Source organism: Desulfopila inferna (genome assembly GCF_016919005.1).
In the GTDB taxonomy this organism is placed as follows: Bacteria; Desulfobacterota; Desulfobulbia; order Desulfobulbales; family Desulfocapsaceae; genus Desulfopila_A; species Desulfopila_A inferna.
On the sequence record NZ_JAFFQE010000067.1, the window covers coordinates 1 to 400 of the forward strand.

Below are 400 nucleotides of genomic sequence, written 5' to 3' on the forward strand. Positions count from 1 at the left end.
AGACGATCTCGCGCGGCGTGCCCGGCTTGTTTTCCAGCGCTTCGATCAGCATGGTTTTGGATTCGTCGGCGTCGGCCACCTTCAGGCTGCGGTTGGAGACCATCTGCAGCCCGAAGTCTTCCGGATGGATTTCGTATTCGGTCACCACGCCATCCTTCAGTTCCCCGACCAGCGTGGCGGCACCCAGTGACACCTCGTCCATGCCGTCCTTGCCGTAGACGACCACGGCGTGCTTCGCGCCCAGCCGCTGCATCACGCGCACCTGAATGCCGACCAGGTCCGGATGGAACACGCCCATCAGGATATTCGGCGCGCCGGCCGGGTTGGTCAGCGGCCCCAGGATGTTGAAGATCGTGCGCACGCCCAGCTCCTTGCGGATCGGGGCGACGTTCTTCATGGC

General features: G+C 64.0%; 1 pseudogene. It reads right to left on the bottom strand.

Annotated features, from left to right (window positions below):
* A pseudogene (gene trpD, locus JWG88_RS21475) lies at nucleotides 1-400 on the bottom strand (anthranilate phosphoribosyltransferase); the annotation flags it as partial.